This is a genomic window from Klebsiella sp. KE9456 (assembly GCF_043832615.1).
GTDB lineage: Bacteria > Pseudomonadota > Gammaproteobacteria > Enterobacterales > Enterobacteriaceae > Klebsiella > Klebsiella indica.
The window spans coordinates 238153-253605 of the sequence record NZ_JBDYQK010000003.1 but is presented as its reverse complement, the minus strand read 5'-3'; the positions used below and the strand labels follow the sequence as shown (position 1 = coordinate 253605).

The window sequence follows — 15453 nt, the reverse complement described above, 5'->3', positions numbered from 1 at the left end:
TTTGCAAATGAAATATTTATTTCTCAAACTAAGGGGAACCAATAACCCTCAGGCTGTTTTCGGAGACGCTGTCGGCATCCCGACTCTTCCGTACAGCAGAAATGCAAAAGGAAACCCTAGCTATGAATGCAGCAGTAAAGCGACTCGATGTCATCTGTATTGGCCGGGTGGCAGTCGATCTCTACGCCCAGCAAATTGGCTCAAGGCTGGAAGATGTTGCCAGTTTTTCTAAATACCTTGGAGGTTCTTCCGGCAACGTCGCCTTCGGTACCGCCATTCAGGGATTAAAATCGGCCATGCTCGCGCGCGTAGGCGACGAACATAATGGCCGTTTTTTACGTGAAACGCTTAGCCGCGCCGGCGTCGATACGGAATACTTGATCACGGATAAGCAGCGCCTGACGGCATTAGTGATGCTGGGAATCAAAGATCAGGAGACGTTCCCGCTCATTTTTTACCGCGATAACTGCGCCGATATGGCACTTTCGCCAGAAGATATTAAGGAAGAGTATATTGCCTCTTCCCGGGCGCTGGCGGTAACCGGTACTCACCTTTCGCACGCCAATACCCGTGAAGCGGTGTTGAAAGCGCTGGAGTATGCCCGTCGTCACGGCCTGCGTACCGCGCTGGACATCGATTATCGCCCGGTACTCTGGGGCTTAACTTCGCTGGGCGATGGTGAAACGCGTTTCATTGAATCCGGCCCGGTAACCAGCCAGCTCCAGGAAGTGCTGCATCTGTTCGATTTAGTGGTCGGCACTGAAGAGGAGTTCCATATTGCCGGCGGCAGCACTGATACGCTAACCGCGCTGAAAAACGTGCGTAATGCCACTAAAGCGACGCTGGTTTGCAAACGCGGTCCGATGGGTTGTGTGGTGCTGGAAGGCGCCATTCCGGACAGCTGGGATAGCGTACCGCTGCACCAGGGCGTGCGCGTAGAGGTGCTTAACGTTCTGGGCGCTGGCGACGCCTTTATGTCAGGCCTCCTGCGGGGCTGGCTTAACGATGAAGGCTGGGAGCAGGCTTGCCGTTACGCTAACGCCTGCGGCGCGCTGGTGGTCTCGCGCCACGGTTGCGCACCGGCAATGCCAACCAAAGTCGAGCTTGACGACTACCTGTCGCGCGCAGAATCGGTCCCGCGTCCGGATGTCGACGCGCGCCTCAACCATCTCCATCGTGTCACCAGCCGCCGTCATGCATGGCCTGAGCTGTGTATCTTCGCCTTTGACCACCGTAAACAACTGGCGGATCTGGCACAGGAAACCGGGCGCGATGAATCCTGCATTCCACCTCTGAAGCTGTTGCTGCTGGCCGCCGCGGAAGCCGCCGCGAAAGAAGCCGGACTTGATGGACGCAGCGGTATCCTCGCCGATGGCACCTACGGTCAGAGTTCACTCAATGCCATCACCGGTAAAGGCTGGTGGATTGGTCGTCCGATCGAAATGCCGAGCTCACGTCCGCTACGTCTGGAGCATGGCAACATCGGTTCCCAACTGATCGACTGGCCGCTGGAGCATGTGGTGAAATGCCTGGTCTTCTACCATCCGGCCGATCCCGCCGAACTGCGCGCCGAGCAGGATGCGCTGCTGCTGGAGGTCTGGCAGGCGTGCAACAAGTCCGGCCATGAACTGCTGCTGGAAATTATCCTGCCGGAGAACGGCCCGGATAACGATGAACGCCATTACCACGATATGCTGGAACACTTCTATCAGTTGGGTATTCAGCCGGACTGGTGGAAGCTGCCGCCGCTGTCGAGCGCTGAATGGGAGAGGATCAGCAAGCTGATTGAACGTGAAGATAGCTGGTGTCGTGGGATACTGATCCTCGGCCTGGATGCGCCATCGGATCGCCTGCGCGCCGGTTTTGCCGAAGCCGCGAAGCATCCAATGATCAAAGGCTTTGCCGTTGGTCGCACCATCTTTGGCCAGCCTTCACGCCGCTGGATGCAAGGAGAACTGACCGACGAGGCACTGATTGAAGAAGTGAAACACAACTACCTCACGCTCATCGGCTACTGGCGCGAAGCCCGCGGCTGATTCTGAACCGGCCCGCATCCTCTCCTGAAGATGCGGGCTTTTTTTCTGGATCTTCACGAAATAAGCCGAGAATTTCAGCGAAGTGAATGAAAAATTCGCTTCATTTGATACACTGGAAATTATATTCCTTTTCTTTTTTCAGAGCGCAATCTATGGCCAATAATCCGACTCAACTTACCATCTTGCAGGATGAAATCAGGCGTCGCTACGACACATTAAGTAAACGCCTGAAGCAGGTAGCCCGTTATATTCTGGATAACAGTAATAGCGTCGCTTTCGACACCGTGGCCTCTATCGCGCAGCAGGCAGATGTCCCGCCTTCAACACTGATTCGTTTCGCTAATGCCTTTGGTTTTAGCGGCTTTAATGAAATGAAGCAGATGTTTAAACAGCATCTGATGGAGGAGACCGCTAACTATACTGAACGTGCGCGTCTGTTCCGCCAGACCACCACAGATGACTCCAGCCCGCCGGAAACGCCGACCGAAATCCTGAATATGTTTACGATGGTCAACACACAGGCGCTACAGCAGCTGGCAATGCAGACTTCCGGCGATGAGCTACAACGCGCGGTGGCGCTGCTGGCAGAGGCGGAAAACATTTACGTGATTGGCCTGCGTCGCTCCTTTAGCGTCGCCTCCTATCTGACCTACGCCCTGCGCCATCTGGACCGCAAAGCGTTCCTGATTGACGGCCTCGGCGGGATGTTCACCGAACAGCTCAGCCTTGTGAGCCAGAAGGACGTTGTCATCGCGGTAAGCTTCTCCCCCTATGCGCGTGAAGTCGTCGAACTGGTGGAACTGGGGGCACAACGCAAAGCCCGACAGATAGCGATTACCGACAGTCAGGTCAGCCCGCTGGCGGCCTTCAGCGATGTCTGTTTTGTGGTACGCGAGGCGCAGGTTGATGGTTTCCGTTCTCAGGTGGCCTCCCTGTGTCTGGCTCAGACGCTGGCGGTCTCTCTGGCGCTGAATAGCAGCCAGGAGGCAGAAGCGAAGCAGCAGGCTTAATTTTTTGGTTTTCCCTGGGCTGCGCGTTGTGTCTGCCCGTTCAGCCGCCATCCGGCACAGAATACGGGCACTATTGCAAAATTTAAGGCCGGTTAGCATCGCTAATCGGCCTTTTCGTCATCAGTAATTCATCATCAACAACTATTCGCCGTGACGGGGATATTCAGGGCTGTTGATCCACGCGTGATCGTCTTCCCAGGTAAACAGCCATTTACGATCCGGGCCCGCCATAACGTTCAGATAATAACTGTCATAACCCGCAATCGCTGCCACCGGATGATAACCGCGCGGCACCATGACCACATCGTGGTTATAAGGGGCCATGCAGGCATCCAGACTGCGGTCATCAGTGTAAACACGCTGAAACGCAAAACCCTGCGGCGGATCGAAACGATGATAATAGGTTTCTTCCAGTTGGGTTTCCTGACCCGGCAGCGCCGTATCATGCTTATGCGATGGCCATGAGCTGGTCGCACCCTCATCGGTGTACACTTCCACCACCAGCAGGCAATCCGCCTGCACGTTATCCGGCAGAATATTATGCACCAGACGCTGATTGCGGCCTTTACCGCGATGCTCCACGCCCACATCCTGCGGGGAGATGACTCGCGCAGGAAGCGTACCTTTGCCCGGCGCGCTGCATACGGCCAGCTCAAGGTCAGAATCCGCCGTCACTTCGACTTTATCCTGCGGCGGCACGTAGACTGACCATGGCGGCGTGCGCTCAAACGGCGACATCCGCTGACCAAGATTCGGAAAGTCAGCTTTCGTGGTTTTTACCGAAGCCAGCCCGGCAACCAGCACCAGGCACAGTTCGCGATCGCCGCTATCCAGCGTAATGGTTTGCCCTTTCTTTAACATCCAGACATCAAAACCGATATATTTCCACCCCGCGCTTTGCGGGGTGATGTGCTGGATTTGCCCTTCTTGTTTCGCTTTAGCCAGTAAAGACATGGCGTTCTCCTTCGCCGATTAGCCTAACGTCGGCATACTGAACTCAGATACAGTTTGCTGCCCTTGCGGCCAGCGGACGGTGGCGGTTTTCATACGCGTGTAGAAACGTACCCCATCCGGCCCATGCACGTTCAGTGCGCCAAATACGGAGCGTTTCCAGCCGCCAAAGCTATGGAAGGCCATTGGAACAGGAACAGGGACGTTGACCCCAACCATTCCGGCCTGAACATCATGTACAAATTCGCGTGCGGTGTGCCCGTTGCTGGTAAAGACGGCGCTGCCGTTGCCAAACTCATGGCTATTCACCAGCTCCAGCGCGCTGTGGTAATCCGCCACGCGGACAATCCCCAGCACCGGGCCAAAAATCTCTTCGCGCCAGATAGTCATCTCTGGGGTAACGTTATCAAACAGCGTTCCGCCGACGTAGTACCCCTCTTCAAACCCGGCTACCCGCAGCTTACGTCCGTCAACAACCAGCGTCGCCCCTTCGCTGGCCCCTTTATCAATATACCCTAGCACTTTCTTCTGATGAGTATCGGAAACAACCGGTCCCATCTCGTTCTCTTCTTTGCCGCGCATACATCCCGGGCCGACTTTCAGGGCTTCCACCAACGGTTTCAGACGTGCGATCAGCTTGTCAGCCGTTTCATCACCTACAGCCACCACGACCGGCAGCGCCATGCAGCGTTCGCCTGCTGAGCCGAATGCGCCGCCCATAATGGCGTTAACGGTGGCATCAAGATCCGCGTCCGGCATAACAATCGCGTGGTTTTTCGCCGCGCCGAATGCCTGAACCCGCTTACCATACGCGCTGGCGGTTTTATAAATATGCTCCGCCACGCCGGAAGATCCTACAAAGCTTACCGCCGCAATACGCGGGTCCTTATACAGCTGTTCAGCGTCTTCATTGCTGCAGTGCACCACGTTAAAGACGCCATCCGGCAGGCCCGCTTCTTTCAGCAGTTCCGCCAGACGTACAGCGGCGGTCGGCGCCAGCGCAGGCGGCTTAAGAACAAAGCTATTTCCACAAGCCAGCGCCAGCGGGAACATCCACATCGGCACCATCGCAGGGAAGTTAAATGGCGTAATGCCCGCCACCACACCCAGCGGCTGCATCAGGGAATAGCTGTCAACACTGGTCCCCACATCCGAGGAGAATTCCCCCTTGATGAGGTGCGGAATACCGCAGGCAAATTCAACAACTTCCATGCCACGGGTCAGCTCACCCATTGCGTCTGAAAAGACTTTACCGTGCTCGCTGACAATAATCCCTGCCAACTCTTCGGCATGCTGTTCAAGCAACATTTTAAAATTGAACATCACGCGAGCGCGGCGCAGCGGCGTGGTACGCGACCAACCCTCAAAAGCATCCCGAGCAACCTGAATGGCGTCAGACACTTCCTGGGCGGTCGATAACGTGACTTCGCGGACCACTTTGCCCGTCGCGGGGTCAAAAACCGGTATCGTTTTATTGCTGCTGCTGGTAACGGTCTGCCCGCCAATAAAGTTTCCTGTGATAGTCATGCTTTCGCCTCATAGTATGGAGTATCGGGGCCAACGCAGTACGGCCCATTGCTGGATCTGCTATGCTATAACCGTAGTAAAATGAAATTAATATTTCAATATTCATCTATAATGAAATTCTATTTTGGTGATGAGAGTCGCATTTTCCTGTAAGAAAATGTCACCTCGCAGGCGAAATAGTCACGAAAAGAGATGAGATATGACAGGAAGCGGCGAACGATAGTAACAAAAACGCAACAGATACTCACATTGCGATCCGGCTCAAAAATCCACCATTTCATGCATTGTTATTTTTAGAATAAATATTTTAATTGTAACATATCCGAACGCGTCCCTTTTTTGCGCCAGTAAAGCGTATTGCTTCGACCCGCTGAAGCGGATTTATTCGAGGGTGAAGGCGACAACATGGCGTAAACCATGGCGAAATGCGCCGTCGTACGGCAGACCGGGAAATACAAGGAAACGTGTCAGACAGGAAGGGGCGATAAAACGCCCCTTTCGACATCAGAAAGAGGGTGTATTACATCAGGATTTACGCATCATCAACCAGAGGCTCAGCAAAAAGAAGCTGGCGCTCGGCAACAACGCGCCGATAATCGGCGGAATACCGTATACCAGGGTTAACGGGCCAAAAATCTGGTCCAGCACATAGAAGATAAAACCGAAGCTGATCCCGGTAACCACCCTGATCCCCATCGGCACGCTACGCAGCGGGCCAAAGATAAATGACAGGGCCATCAGCATCATCACCGCCACCGACAGCGGCTGGAAGATTTTGCTCCACATATTGAGCTGATAACGCCCCGGATCCTGACCGCTGGACCGCAGATAGTTGACATAGTTATACAGGCCGCTGATCGACAGCGCATCCGGGTCCAGCGCCACCACGCCCAGTTTATCCGGCGTCAGATTGGTTTTCCAGGTCCCGCTGACCCTCTGGGTACCGGTCACCTGTTTCGGGTTGGTAAGATCGGATTCATCCACCTGCGACAAGTGCCAGAGCTTGTTCTCGGTATCAAATTTCGCTGAAGCGGCATAGCGAACCGACTGTAAACGACGCTGGTCGTTAAAAGCGTAAATACTCACGCCGCCGAGCTCATCGGCACCTTTTACCCGTTCAATATAAACAAAGTTATTGCCGTCTTTCGCCCACAGCCCCTGCTGAGTGGAAAGCAGGGAACCGCCATACATCTGTTGAGCACGGTAGTTACGCGCCATCTGCTCACCCTGCGGCGCAACCCATTCACCCATAGCCATAGTCAGCAATACCAGCGGGATCGCGGTTTTCATTACCGACAGCGCAACCTGAAAACGGGTAAAACCGGAAGCCTGCATCACCACCAGTTCGCTGCGCTGGGCCAGCATCCCCAACCCCAGCAGCGCGCCAAGCAGCGCCGCCATCGGAAAGAATATCTGGATATCTTTCGGCACGCTAAGGATCGTGTAAATCCCCGCGCCCAGCGCATCGTAGTTACCCTGCCCCGCTTTTTTCAACTGATCGACAAATTTGATGATGCCCGAGAGGGAGACCAGCATGAACAGCGTCATCATGATGGTATTGAAGATCGTCTTACCGATATAACGGTCAAGTACGCCAAACGCCTGCATTACACCGCTCCTTTATTAAAACGGGCACGGAAGCGGCGCATCGGCACCGTATCCCACAGGTTCAACAGCACGGCCAATGCGAAATAGAGCAGATTGACTCCCCACATCCAGATCATCGGATCCATTTTTCCTTTACCGCCGTTCGATTTAATCGACGTCTGCAGCAGGAAGAACACCAGATACAGCAGCATCGCGGGCAACATCGATAGCACGCGGCCCTGACGCGGATTCACCACGCTGAGCGGCACAACCATCAGCGCCATGATGAACACCGTCGCCACCAGCGTGAAACGCCAGTGCAGCTCCGCCCGGGCGCGATCGGTATCAGTACGCCATAACGTACGCATGTCCATCTGTTCAGTATCGTTAGGATCGGATGCCACCGCCTGATGGCCGATAATCGCCTGATAATTTTTAAAGTCGGTGATGCGGAAATCTCTCAGCATCGCGGTCCCTTCAAAGCGCGTGCCCTGATTCATGGTGACCACCTGCGAGCCGTCTTTACGCAATGTCAGCTCGCCGGTGTCCGCGACCACCACCGAAGGACGGGCATTGCCTTTAGGACGGAGTTGTGCCAGGAAGACATCGCTGAAATGGTTGCCTTTGACATTTTCGATAAACAGTACCGCGCTGCCGTCGCTGGCCTGCTGGAACTGCCCCTGGGCCAGCGCAGCCATACCGGGATTCGCTTTCGCTTCCGCCAGCACTTCATCCTGATGGCGGGACGACCAGGGCCCGGCCCACATGACGTTAACCGCCGCGATGATGCCGGTAAATAGTGCAAGGATCATCGCGGCTTTCACCAGCACGGCTTTACTCAAGCCGCAGGCGTGCATCACCGTAATTTCACTTTCGGTATACAGTTTACCCAGCGTCATTAGCAGCCCGAGAAACAAACTCAGGGGCAGAATGAGCTGCGCCATTTCAGGTACGCCCAGCCCCAACAGTGAGAGCACCAGATTCGTCGGGATATCGCCATCAACAGCGGCGCCAAGGATCCTGACCAGTTTCTGACAGAAGAAAATGAGTAGCAGGATGAACAAGATCGCCAACTGGCTTTTCAGCGTCTCACGAACCAGATATCTTATGATTAACACTATAAATACGCCCGTAAAAACCCGTTTTATTGCAGGAAAATTGCTTGTTTCATGGCTTAAACGTCATTTATTCTCTTTGGTCGTCGAAAACATCGCTAAGATTAAATGACTCGCTGGTTCCGCGTATCAGGATCTTTTCTGACGAACCAAAGCCGTAATAACGTTAAGATTAACATGAAGTCACCACAACAGCGGACATGAGTTACGAAAGCTTTCAATTTCTGTACTCTATGGATTTCGAGTTGCAGGCAGGCGGCAAAGACTGTGAAGCTCCGGCGCTTACATCAGGTAAGTGACTGAGGTGAGCAGGCGCAGCCAACGCATCTGCAACGTGAAAGACGACGAGTATATCTGTAGCGACCACTGTTGTCTTTAAGATTCAGGAGCATAGTGCATGGAGTTCAGTGTAAAAAGCGGTAGCCCGGAGAAGCAGCGGAGCGCCTGCATCGTAGTTGGCGTCTTTGAACCGCGTCGGCTCTCCCCCATCGCCGAACAACTCGACAAAATTAGCGATGGTTATATCAGTGCCCTGCTGCGTCGCGGCGAACTGGAAGGCAAGCCTGGCCAGACATTATTGCTGCACCATGTGCCGAATATTTTGTCGGAGCGCATTCTGCTCATCGGCTGCGGTAAAGAGCGTGAGCTGGACGAGCGACAGTACAAACAGGTCATTCAGAAAACCATCAATACGCTGAATGACACCGGCTCAATGGAAGCGGTCTGCTTCCTGACCGAACTGCACGTCAAAGGCCGCAACAACTACTGGAAAGTGCGCCAGGCTGTCGAAACGGCCAAAGAGACGCTGTACAGCTTTGATCAACTGAAGACCAACAAGAGCGAGCCGCGCCGCCCGCTGCGTAAAATGGTCTTTAACGTGCCGACCCGCCGGGAACTGACCAGCGGCGAGCGTGCGATCCAGCACGGTCTGGCGATTGCCGCCGGGATTAAAGCGGCGAAAGATCTCGGCAATATGCCGCCGAATATCTGTAATGCCGCCTACCTGGCCTCCCAGGCGCGCCAGCTGGCCGACAGCTACAGCAAGAACGTCATTACCCGCGTCATCGGCGAACAGCAGATGAAAGAGCTGGGGATGCACGCTTACCTGGCGGTCGGTCACGGTTCGCAGAACGAATCGCTGATGTCGGTGATCGAATACAAAGGCAACCCGTCGGAAGACGCACGGCCGATCGTGCTGGTGGGCAAAGGGCTGACCTTTGACTCCGGCGGCATCTCCATCAAGCCTGCCGAAGGTATGGATGAGATGAAGTACGATATGTGCGGCGCAGCGGCGGTGTACGGCGTGATGCGTATGGTCGCCGAGCTTCAGCTACCGTTAAACGTTGTCGGCGTACTGGCCGGGTGTGAAAACATGCCGGGCGGGCGAGCGTATCGTCCGGGCGACGTGCTGACCACCATGTCCGGCCAGACGGTTGAAGTGCTGAACACCGATGCCGAAGGGCGCCTGGTGCTATGCGATGTGCTGACCTACGTTGAGCGTTTCGAGCCGGAAGCGGTGATTGACGTCGCGACCCTGACGGGCGCCTGCGTGATCGCGCTGGGCCATCACATCACCGGTCTGATGTCGAACCACAATCCGCTGGCGCATGAACTGATTAGCGCGTCCGAACAGGCGGGCGACCGCGCATGGCGCTTGCCGTTGGGCGATGAGTTCCAGGAACAGCTGGAGTCTAACTTTGCGGATATGGCGAACATCGGCGGCCGTCCAGGTGGTGCTATCACCGCCGGTTGCTTCCTGTCGCGCTTTACCCGTAAGTACAACTGGGCGCACCTGGACATCGCCGGCACCGCATGGCGTTCCGGCAAAGCGAAAGGCGCCACCGGTCGTCCGGTGGCGTTGCTGTCGCAGTTCCTGCTCAATCGCGCGGGTTTTAACGGCGAAGAGTAAGTTTGCATGATTGCCGGATGGCGACGCATATGCGCCGTATCCGGCCTACATGGAGTATTTAACCGTAGGCCGGATAAGCGTAGCGCCATCCGGCTTCGCATTTAAATTCACCACAAGAAGCCCCATATATGAAGAATGCAACGTTCTATATTCTGGACAATGACACCATCGTTGATGGCCTGAGCGCCGTTGAACAACTGGTGTGCGACATTGCCGCAGAACGTTGGCGCAGTGGTAAACGCGTGCTGATTGCCTGTGAAGACGAGAAACAGGCCATCCGCCTGGATGAAGCACTGTGGGCAAGACCGCCGGAGAGTTTTGTCCCACATAATCTGTCGGGAGAAGGCCCTGCAGGCGGTGCGCCAGTGGAGATCGCCTGGCCGCAGAAACGCAACAGCAGCCCGCGGGATATTCTGATCAGCCTGCGGCTAAACTTTGCAGATTTTGCCACCGCTTTCACAGAAGTGATAGACTTCGTCCCCTATGAAGATTCTTTGAAGCAACTGGCGCGCGAACGCTATAAAGCGTACCGCATGGCTGGTTTCAACCTGAACACGGCAACCTGGAAATAATGGAAAAGACATACAACCCCCAAGATATCGAACAGCCGCTTTACGAGCACTGGGAAAAGCAGGGCTATTTCAAACCCAATGGCGACGAAAGCCAGGAAAGCTTCTGCATCATGATCCCGCCGCCGAACGTCACCGGCAGTTTGCATATGGGTCATGCCTTTCAGCAAACCATTATGGATACCCTGATCCGCTACCAGCGCATGCAGGGTAAAAACACCCTGTGGCAGGTCGGTACCGACCACGCGGGGATCGCAACCCAGATGGTGGTTGAGCGCAAAATTGCCGCCGAAGAGGGTAAAACCCGCCATGATTACGGGCGTGATGCCTTCATCGACAAAATCTGGCAGTGGAAAGCGGAATCCGGCGGCACCATTACCCGTCAGATGCGCCGTCTGGGTAACTCCGTAGACTGGGCGCGCGAGCGCTTCACCATGGACGAAGGCCTGTCCAACGCGGTGAAAGAAGTGTTTGTCCGCCTGTACAAAGAAGATCTGATCTACCGCGGCAAGCGTCTGGTCAACTGGGACCCGAAACTGCGCACCGCCATCTCTGACCTGGAAGTGGAAAACCGCGAGTCCAAAGGCTCCATGTGGCACATCCGCTACCCGCTGGCTGACGGTGCGAAAACCGCAGACGGTAAAGATTACCTGGTGGTCGCCACCACCCGTCCGGAAACCCTGCTGGGCGATACTGGCGTGGCCGTCAACCCGGAAGATCCGCGCTATAAAGACCTGATCGGCAAATACGTCATTCTGCCGCTGGTTGACCGCCGCATTCCGATCGTCGGTGATGAACATGCCGATATGGAAAAAGGCACCGGCTGTGTGAAGATCACCCCGGCGCACGACTTTAACGACTATGAAGTGGGCCGTCGTCATGCCCTGCCAATGATCAACATCTTCACCTTTGATGGCGATATCCGCGAAACTGCGGAAGTGTATGACACCAAAGGCGAAGAGTCCGACGTCTACTCCAGCGACATTCCGGCGGAATTCCAGAAGCTGGAGCGCTTTGCCGCACGTAAAGCGGTGGTTGCCGCTATCGATGCCCTCGGCCTGCTGGAAGAGATTAAACCGCACGATCTGACCGTACCGTACGGTGACCGCGGCGGCGTGGTTATCGAACCGATGCTGACCGACCAGTGGTACGTGCGTGCCGACGTGCTGGCAAAACCGGCGGTGGAAGCGGTTGAGAACGGCGATATCCAGTTCGTGCCAAAACAGTACGAAAACATGTACTTCTCCTGGATGCGCGATATTCAGGACTGGTGTATCTCCCGTCAGCTGTGGTGGGGCCATCGCATCCCGGCATGGTATGACAACGACGGCAACGTCTACGTTGGCCGCAGCGAAGACGAAGTGCGTCAGGAAAACAACCTGAGCGCCGACGTTGCCCTGCGCCAGGACGACGACGTACTGGACACCTGGTTCTCCTCCGCGCTGTGGACCTTCTCGACGCTCGGCTGGCCGGAAAACACCGACGCGCTGCGTCAGTTCCACCCCACCAGCGTGATGGTCTCCGGTTTCGACATTATCTTCTTCTGGATTGCCCGCATGATCATGATGACCATGCACTTCATCAAAGATGAAAACGGCAAGCCGCAGGTGCCGTTCAAGACCGTCTATATGACCGGTCTGATTCGCGATGACGAAGGGCAGAAAATGTCCAAATCCAAGGGTAACGTTATCGACCCGCTGGATATGGTTGACGGTATTTCCCTGCCGGAGCTGCTGGAAAAACGTACCGGTAACATGATGCAGCCGCAGTTGGCTGAGAAGATCGCCAAGCGTACTGAGAAACAATTCCCGGACGGCATTGAGCCGCACGGTACTGACGCCCTGCGCTTCACCCTGGCGGCGCTGGCCTCTACCGGCCGCGACATCAACTGGGATATGAAGCGTCTGGAAGGCTACCGTAACTTCTGTAATAAGCTGTGGAACGCCAGCCGCTTTGTGCTGATGAATACCGAAGATCAGGATTGCGGCTTCAACGGCGGCGAGATGACCCTGTCGCTGGCGGATCGCTGGATCCTGGCGGAATTCAATCAGACCATCAAAACGTACCGCGAAGCGCTGGACAGCTTCCGCTTCGATATCGCAGCGGGCATTCTGTACGAGTTCACCTGGAACCAGTTCTGCGACTGGTATCTGGAGCTGACCAAGCCGGTCATGAACGGCGGCTCTGAAGCAGAACTGCGCGGCACCCGCAACACGCTGGTCACCGTGCTGGAAGGTCTGCTGCGCCTGGCGCACCCGATCATCCCGTTCATCACCGAAACCATCTGGCAGCGTGTGAAAGTGATTTCCGGCATTACCGCCGACACCATCATGCTACAGCCGTTCCCGCAGTACGATGCCTCCCAGGTGGATGAAGCCGCACTGGCCGATACCGAATGGCTGAAGCAGGCGATCGTTGCGGTGCGTAACATCCGTGCGGAAATGAACATCGCGCCGGGTAAACCGCTGGCGCTGCTGCTGCGTGGTTGCAGCGAGGCGGCGATTCGTCGCGTCAACGACAACCGCAGCTTCCTGCTGAACCTGGCGCGTCTGGAAAGCATCACCGTGCTGCCAGCCGATGACAAAGGGCCGGTTTCCGTGACCAAAATCATCGACGGAGCCGAACTGCTGATCCCGATGGCCGGTCTTATCGACAAAGAAGCCGAGCTGGCGCGTCTGGCGAAAGAAGTGGCGAAGGTCGAAGCGGAAATTGGCCGTATTTCGGGCAAACTGGCGAACGAAGGTTTTGTCGCCCGCGCGCCGGAAGCGGTGATCGCCAAAGAGCGTGAGAAACTGGAAGGCTACGCGGAAGCGAAAGCGAAGCTGATTGAGCAGCAGGCGGTTATCGCCGCGCTGTAAAGATCGTACCAGACTGTTTGCCGGATGGCGCTACGCTTATCCGGCCTACGGTTTCGGGTAGCCCGGACAAGACGCAGCAGCGCCGACTCCGGGTTATCCGCGTTACGCTTCCAACCGCCTGAATTATCGTCGCTTGCACTCCCCCTCCCGGCAGTGTTATTAACTGCATATGTTCAGCCATTTATGTCATGAGTTTCGCTATGAGTGTGATTTCACCGGTTGCGGCGACATTGCGTCGAATCACCGCTGACGATAACCCCGCCATTGCCAGCGTTATCCGCCAGGTTTCCGCTGAATATGGCTTAACCCCCGATAAAGGCTATACGGTGGCCGACCCGAATCTGGATGAGCTTTTCCAGTTGTACAGCCAGCCGGGCTCTGCCTATTGGGTAGCCGAACAAAATGGCCTGGTCGTTGGCGGTGGCGGAATTGCGCCTCTGACCTGTAGCGAGCCCGATATTTGCGAGCTACAAAAAATGTATTTTATGGCCTCTGCACGCGGCCACGGGCTGGCAAAGAAGCTGGCGCTGATGGCATTGGATCACGCCCGCGAACAGGGATTCAAACGCTGCTATCTGGAAACCACCGCCTTCCTTAAAGAAGCGGTTGGTTTATATGAACACCTTGGCTTTAAGCATATCGACGGCCCGCTGGGCTGCACCGGACATGTTGACTGCGAAGTCAGAATGTTAAAAACGCTGTAGCACGCCGAAACAACCGCGCCGGTTCATCGAAAAATTGCATCAATCTAATACAAAAAGAGCATTATTCACGGTAAATTTTCGCTAATACACTGTCTGAGTATTCGCTATTTTTTAGCCTGCCACCGTGGCAGGCATTACTCAGGATCGAACATAATGAAAAAACTCCCATTCCTGCTGACCAGCAGCCTGATTTTTGGCGGCATGGTGTCCAGCGTCTATGCCAACGCGCTTCCGGGTAATACCGAAGGTGCCCAGATCATGCACGTGGAAAAAACACAGGGCCGTATCGATGCGCTAAACGATATTGTTTACAGCCAGGTTAAAAGCACCGTAGCCGTTCGTCAGTTGCATATGTCATTGCTGGTGCCATACAACGACGACCTGAAACCGGCAATTGTTTATTTCCCCGGCGGCGGATTCACCGGTTCAGCATGGCATAAGTTTATCCAAATGCGCATGGCGCTGGCGGAGGCCGGATTCGTTGTTGCAGCGGCGGAATACCGCACGATTCCCGACACCTTTCCGGCTCCGGTAGTCGATGGTAAAGCCGCGATTCGTTACCTGCGCGAGCATGCCGCTGAATACGGTATCGACCCGTCCCGCATTGGCGTACTGGGCGACTCCGCCGGCGGCTATCTGGCGCAGATGCTGGCGCTGACCAATGGCGATAAATCATTCGACCGTGGCGACAATCTCGCACAATCTTCCGATGTCCAGGCCGCCGCGACGCTGTACGGGATTTCGAATTTACTGAACATTGGCGAGGGCTTCCCGGAAGCGATACAAAAAGTGCACCAGTCGCCGGCTGTCACAGAGGCGCTACTGGTAAACGGTAGCGCCTTCCGCGACTGGCCGGGAGCCACTATCGACAGCGATAAACAGAAAGCGCTGGCCGCCAGCCCAATGGGCCATATTCACGGTAAGAAACCGCCGTTTTTGATTATGCACGGCAGCGCTGACACGCTGGTCTCGCCGGTACAAAGTAAGCAACTCTATGAAGCGCTGAAAAAGGAGGGTAATCAGGCGGATTACGTGTTGCTGGAAGGCGCAAACCATGGGGATGATAACTGGTATCAGAAGCCGGTTATTGAACGCGTGGTGAAATGGTTTAAAGCGACTCTCGGCGCGCCGAAAGCCGCCACTGCGGGGAAAAAAGATAAAAACGCCAATCTGTAGCGAACACCAGA

At 55.4% G+C, this 15453-nt stretch carries 11 protein-coding genes; 7 read left to right on the top strand and 4 right to left on the bottom strand.

Features of this window, described 5'->3' with window-relative positions; all coding sequences use genetic code 11:
* The first annotated feature begins 122 nt into the window (after positions 1 to 122).
* The gene (gene iolC / locus ABK821_RS04860; RefSeq protein WP_343178427.1) at positions 123 to 2036 is read left to right on the top strand and encodes a 5-dehydro-2-deoxygluconokinase; all 1914 of its coding nucleotides are present in this window, start codon (positions 123 to 125) and stop codon (positions 2034 to 2036) included.
* 152 nt (positions 2037 to 2188) lie between these two features.
* On the top strand, positions 2189 to 3046 hold the full coding sequence (locus ABK821_RS04855) for a MurR/RpiR family transcriptional regulator (protein ID WP_138361623.1): 858 nt from the start codon (positions 2189 to 2191) through the stop codon (positions 3044 to 3046).
* Between the two features lie 141 nt (positions 3047 to 3187).
* On the opposite strand, the gene iolB is transcribed toward ABK821_RS04855, so the two are convergent.
* From iolB to lptF, 4 genes are all read right to left on the bottom strand, one after another.
* Positions 3188 to 4000 (bottom strand): 5-deoxy-glucuronate isomerase, encoded by an 813-nt coding sequence (gene iolB / locus ABK821_RS04850; protein WP_138361624.1) that lies wholly within the window; start codon positions 3998 to 4000, stop codon positions 3188 to 3190.
* Positions 4001 to 4018: 18 nt separating this feature from the next.
* Entirely contained in the window at positions 4019 to 5524 is a 1506-nt protein-coding gene (locus ABK821_RS04845; protein ID WP_138361625.1) for a CoA-acylating methylmalonate-semialdehyde dehydrogenase, read from the bottom strand.
* 525 nt (positions 5525 to 6049) lie between these two features.
* Positions 6050 to 7132: an LPS export ABC transporter permease LptG gene (gene lptG, locus ABK821_RS04840; RefSeq protein ID WP_138361626.1), complete on the bottom strand. Its 1083-nt coding sequence runs from the start codon at positions 7130 to 7132 to the stop codon at positions 6050 to 6052.
* A complete protein-coding gene (lptF, locus tag ABK821_RS04835) occupies positions 7132 to 8229 on the bottom strand; it encodes an LPS export ABC transporter permease LptF (protein ID WP_138361627.1) in 1098 nt (365 codons plus the stop codon). Before lptF ends, lptG begins: the two co-directional genes overlap by 1 nt.
* Positions 8230 to 8623: 394 nt before the next feature.
* Between lptF and pepA the strand changes: the two genes are divergently transcribed.
* The 5 genes from pepA to ABK821_RS04810 all read left to right on the top strand — a co-directional run bounded on the left by pepA (position 8624) and on the right by ABK821_RS04810 (position 15442).
* On the top strand, positions 8624 to 10135 hold the full coding sequence (pepA, locus tag ABK821_RS04830; protein ID WP_343178428.1) for a leucyl aminopeptidase: 1512 nt from the start codon (positions 8624 to 8626) through the stop codon (positions 10133 to 10135).
* A gap of 128 nt (positions 10136 to 10263) precedes the next feature.
* Entirely contained in the window at positions 10264 to 10707 is a 444-nt protein-coding gene (holC, locus tag ABK821_RS04825) for a DNA polymerase III subunit chi (RefSeq protein WP_343178429.1), read from the top strand.
* On the top strand, positions 10707 to 13562 hold the full coding sequence (locus ABK821_RS04820) for a valine--tRNA ligase (protein WP_343178430.1): 2856 nt from the start codon (positions 10707 to 10709) through the stop codon (positions 13560 to 13562). The genes holC and ABK821_RS04820 overlap by 1 nt, the downstream gene beginning before the upstream one ends.
* A gap of 200 nt (positions 13563 to 13762) precedes the next feature.
* Positions 13763 to 14266, top strand: a complete 504-nt coding sequence (locus ABK821_RS04815; RefSeq protein WP_138361631.1) for a GNAT family N-acetyltransferase — start codon at positions 13763 to 13765, stop codon at positions 14264 to 14266.
* A 153-nt stretch (positions 14267 to 14419) separates the two neighbouring features.
* Positions 14420 to 15442, top strand: a complete 1023-nt coding sequence (locus ABK821_RS04810; protein ID WP_138361632.1) for an alpha/beta hydrolase — start codon at positions 14420 to 14422, stop codon at positions 15440 to 15442.
* The last annotated feature ends 11 nt before the right edge of the window (positions 15443 to 15453 follow it).